Origin of the sequence: Streptomyces sp. NPDC047515 (assembly GCF_040643055.1) — a bacterium.
Classification (GTDB): domain Bacteria; phylum Actinomycetota; class Actinomycetes; order Streptomycetales; family Streptomycetaceae; genus Streptomyces.
Genome location: NZ_JBEYTM010000139.1, coordinates 1 through 3,783, shown reverse-complemented (window position 1 = coordinate 3,783; position 3,783 = coordinate 1). Strand labels below are relative to the sequence as shown.

The window sequence follows — 3,783 nt, the reverse complement described above, 5'->3', positions numbered from 1 at the left end:
TCATGCGCGGACCGCTAAATGATCATTCGAAGGTGGACCCGGCTGGCACCCCCGTTCGACCGTCAAGCATCACGGCCGAATGAGCAACAGCCAGTGAGTGCGGCCTCCAGGGTGCGCGACAGGGTGGTCTTGCCGATCCCGCCGACGCCGTGGAACACCAGCACGCTGGTGCGGGGCGCCTCAAGGTCCTCAACGGTGAAACCGCGGCCTGTGATGCGGGCCAGGTGCTCGCCTAGCGCGGCCTGGACGATCTGCCACTGGCCCTGCCGGTTGGTGAACACTGCGCCGGCCTCCAACTGCCGGTCGTTGGTGCTGAACAGCGCGCGCAGATCCCGCCCCGTCATGAGACCCCCTGGTGATTGCCTTCCGCTCAACTTATGCCCGGCCACGAGCCGGTGAAGCCGCGGCACGGACAATGGCCGGTCCAGCACGTCAGCACAACCCAAAGGCGGCACCCGTCACGTCAGACCCCCTTACCCCCGAAGACCCCACCAAGCAGCCCCTCCATCAGCCCGGCGGAGACGCCGAGCAGGCCAGGGATTCGTGGCGCGGGCGCGCGACTGGTACAACGCCCGGCTCGCCGACGCTCACCGTGAGGCCGGGCACGACCCCGGCCAGGTGGCCGGGTGGCGTACGGCCCGGGACCAGGCCGTGGACGACCTGGATCGGCTGAAGAGCGCCGACGAGGACGAGACCGTGCAGATCGCTCTCGCCTACGCAGCCCGGCTCAAGGAACTGCAGGAGAACTGAGCTGGCCTTCCGCCAGCAGCGGCAGCCAGGCCGGGCCGGGGAGGTGCTCCACCGGACGTGGCTGCCAGGGGGCGGGCATCAGTGGCCGGGCCTGCGCCGTCAGGCTGGCCACCTCCTCCCGCATCCGGGGCAGCGCCTGGTGCAGTTGGTGCAGGGCGCGCTGTACGGCGTGGAAGCGGGCGGCCCCCTGATCGGTATAGGGGCGGCGCTGCTCGGCGGCCAGCGCCCAGATAGCCCACGCATCCCGGCCCAGCACCTGGTGGTCGCTGCCGAGCACCGTGACCGCGCTGATGTCCGCCTTGGCGGCCGCAGCCGCCACGATGTCGGCGGCCGCTCGGCGCGCCCGCGCGTGCTCGGCCGGAGTCGGCAGCGCGGTGATCACGTCGAGCTGAAGCCGCGGGCGTGGTTGACCAGGGTCCTCTGCCGACTGTCTGCGGCCCGTCCGGCCAGGGCGACCACCTCGATCCGGTATCCGGCCCGGGCGAACCGGCCCGCGCTGAGGGCGAAGTCGGCCTCGATGACGAGGTCGCCGCGCCGCTCGCGGACGTACGCCTCAGCCTCAGCCTGCCAGATTTCTGCGTCGGCCCGGACCGCCTCGTCCGCGATGCGGGGGCTGTCGGTGACGAGCTGGAAGTAGTCCGGGTGCGAACCGCGCAGGTCGCGCGGATCCAGGTGGACCGTTCCCGGATGCATGGCGCGCCGCAGCATCCGCCCCGCCAGCAGCTGTCCGGCGCCCGGCTCTCCGATCAGATAGACGACGATCGGGTCCGGGCGGGAGGCGGCCCGGCGGAGATGGGAGGGCGTGATCAGCTCGTCGAAGACCCACCGGTGCTCGTCCGCGTTGAGCCGGTGGTAGTCCGTCCCGGGTGGTCCGGGCAACGGCTGCGCGATCCGGCGCACCGGCTCGGCGGCCGCCGCGGCCCGTTCCGCGTCCCGGGAGACCGCGAGCCGCCGGTCCGCCGGCAGCCGCTCGTCGTGAACCAGTACCTCCGCACGCACCAACTCCCGGCGGAACACCCGGGTCTGCGGCGCGCCCACGGACGTATCCGCTCCGTGCGGACCACCGAGGCGGCGGCCGCCGCGCGTACCCACTTTCCGCCGCTGGTGAGCTCGTTGTCGTACAGCGGCACCAGGCCTCGCCGGAGCACGGACACCCGGTCCGCCAACTGCTCCGCCTCGATCGCCGCGAGCGTCCGCAGCATCCCCTTCACGCACGAGTCCTGGTTTTCCCATGACACGTACCGGAAGGCGCCGGCGAGGTAACGGCCCAGGACCCCCAGCTGGGCCAATGCTTCGGCCGTCGCGACCGCCACCACCTCGATCCGGTGACCGCTGCGCCGGTACACGGCCGACACCGCTCGGAACTCGTCCTCGTCGGCGAGGGCGGACTCGACCACCGCGTCGAGCCCATGCGCCCGGACGTGCTCCTCGACCGCGGCCTGCCAACGGCTTTTGTTCGAACGGACCTTCGCGCCAGCGATGCGGACGTCGGCGTCCAGAAGCGCGGCGTACTGGCGGTGCGCGGGCTTGTAGAGATCGCGGCCGATGCGTACGGCGCCTCCCCGGCGGTCCAGGGCGGCCTGGACCAAGTCGGCGACCCGGGTCTTCCCGGCTCCGGGCGGGCCACCGACGATGACGACGACCGGCCGGTCCTGGCTCACGGCACCCTGCGTGACCAAGGGCAGGACACCCCGTTCCAGCACTCGCGGTGCTCCCCCCTCACTCAGCACCGCCGAAGCAACACCCTCCACCAACTCGCCCTCCATGTACGGATGTTCATGACCTCTTGCAGCGAAGTTTGAGCGATTGTCGTTGAACTTTGAGTGACCTGCGTCACTGTACCGAGTCACGATAGTTGGCATCGCCCTCGCTCATCCATGCCAAGATTCGAGGGTGGATATGACCGACGTCACGCGTGCGATCGCGGCTGCGACTTCGGTCGCCGCATCGCTCGACCTGCCAGCCAACGATGCAATCGTTCTCCACAACTCGAACAAGCTGGCACTGCGGCTGACGCCATGCGACGTCTTTGCCCGGGTCGCCCCTGTGGGACAAGAGGTTGCACAGTTCGAAGTCGATCTCGCTCAGCGGCTCGCCGAGGTCGGATGCCCGGTGTGTCCCTTGGATCCTCGGGCGGACCCGCGTGTGTACACGCGCGATGGCTTCGCAGTGACGCTGTGGACCTACTACGAGCCTGTGACACCTCACACCACACCAGTCGACTACGCCAAGGCGCTGGAGCAGCTGCACGCCGGGATGCGCAAGGTCGATGTGCCGAGCCCGAGGTTCACGGACCGGATCACGGAGGCGGAAGAGGTTGTCGCCGACCCGGATCGCTCGCCGGAGCTCACCGACGCGGACCGTGTGTTCCTCAGCGGCAGGCTGGCAAGCCTGCGACGAGCGATCGACGACCGCGGCGCCGTGGAGCAGCTGCTCCACGGCGAGCCGCATCCAGGCAATGTGCTCAGCACGAAGAACGGCCCGTTGTTCATCGACCTTGAGACGTGCTGCCGTGGACCCGTCGAGTTCGATCTCGCCCATGTTCCCGAGGCGGTCTGCGAGCACTACCCAAGCGTTGACCAAGGGCTGCTGGACGAGTGTCGGCAGCTCGTTATCGCGATGGTCGCCGCATGGCGTTGGGAGCTTGGCGACCAGTTTCCGAATGGGAGGCGGTTCGGAGAGGAATTCCTGCGCTTGCTGCGCGAGGGTCCTCCTTGGCCGACACTCGACACAGTGACCAGGCGACTGGATGGTCTGTAGAAATCGCCGAAGGTCACGTGAAAGCGGCAAGGAACCAAGCGACGAGACTGTTGCCGTTGCAACCCCATGCGCGCCGGCCTCGCTGCCGCGCTGAACCACGGCGCCAACAAACGTGGCAATTCATTACAGATGCCAAGAATTTTGGCCAGGTGCCAACTAGGGCGTGTATCGAAAGTTGTGAACCGCCCCGGGTTCGGTAGAGATCTCAGTTGGTGGTTGTGACCTGGGGTTTCGTGGTTGTCAGGTAGTAGCTGGTCTCGTATTCGACGGGTG

General features: G+C 68.6%; 5 protein-coding genes and 1 pseudogene. 2 read left to right on the top strand and 4 right to left on the bottom strand.

Translation table 11 applies throughout. The features are described 5' to 3' along the window. Positions 1–62: 62 nt before the first annotated feature. Positions 63–344, bottom strand: coding sequence for a hypothetical protein (locus ABZ826_RS38990; RefSeq protein ID WP_361459290.1), 282 nt, complete (start codon positions 342–344; stop codon positions 63–65). Positions 345–543: 199 nt separating this feature from the next. On the opposite strand from ABZ826_RS38990, the gene ABZ826_RS38985 reads away from it, so the two are divergent. Then, positions 544–750, top strand: coding sequence for a hypothetical protein (locus ABZ826_RS38985; protein WP_361459288.1), 207 nt, complete (start codon positions 544–546; stop codon positions 748–750). Here the strand turns inward: ABZ826_RS38985 and ABZ826_RS38980 are convergent. The 3 genes and pseudogenes from ABZ826_RS38980 to ABZ826_RS38970 all read right to left on the bottom strand — a co-directional run. Next, complete coding sequence (locus ABZ826_RS38980) at positions 728–1,132, bottom strand: hypothetical protein (protein WP_361459286.1); 405 nt, start codon at positions 1,130–1,132, stop codon at positions 728–730. The genes ABZ826_RS38985 and ABZ826_RS38980 overlap by 23 nt on opposite strands. Beyond that, a complete protein-coding gene (locus ABZ826_RS38975) occupies positions 1,129–1,788 on the bottom strand; it encodes a zeta toxin family protein (RefSeq protein ID WP_361459284.1) in 660 nt (219 codons plus the stop codon). The genes ABZ826_RS38980 and ABZ826_RS38975 overlap by 4 nt, the downstream gene beginning before the upstream one ends. Positions 1,789–1,916: 128 nt before the next feature. Further along, positions 1,917–2,516 (bottom strand): annotated as a pseudogene (locus ABZ826_RS38970) (zeta toxin family protein); the annotation flags it as partial. Between the two features lie 133 nt (positions 2,517–2,649). Between ABZ826_RS38970 and ABZ826_RS38965 the strand changes: the two are divergent. Continuing rightward, positions 2,650–3,510 carry an aminoglycoside phosphotransferase family protein gene (locus ABZ826_RS38965; RefSeq protein ID WP_361459292.1) on the top strand — a complete coding sequence of 287 codons (861 nt, stop codon included), beginning with the start codon at positions 2,650–2,652 and terminating at the stop codon, positions 3,508–3,510. The last annotated feature ends 273 nt before the right edge of the window (positions 3,511–3,783 follow it).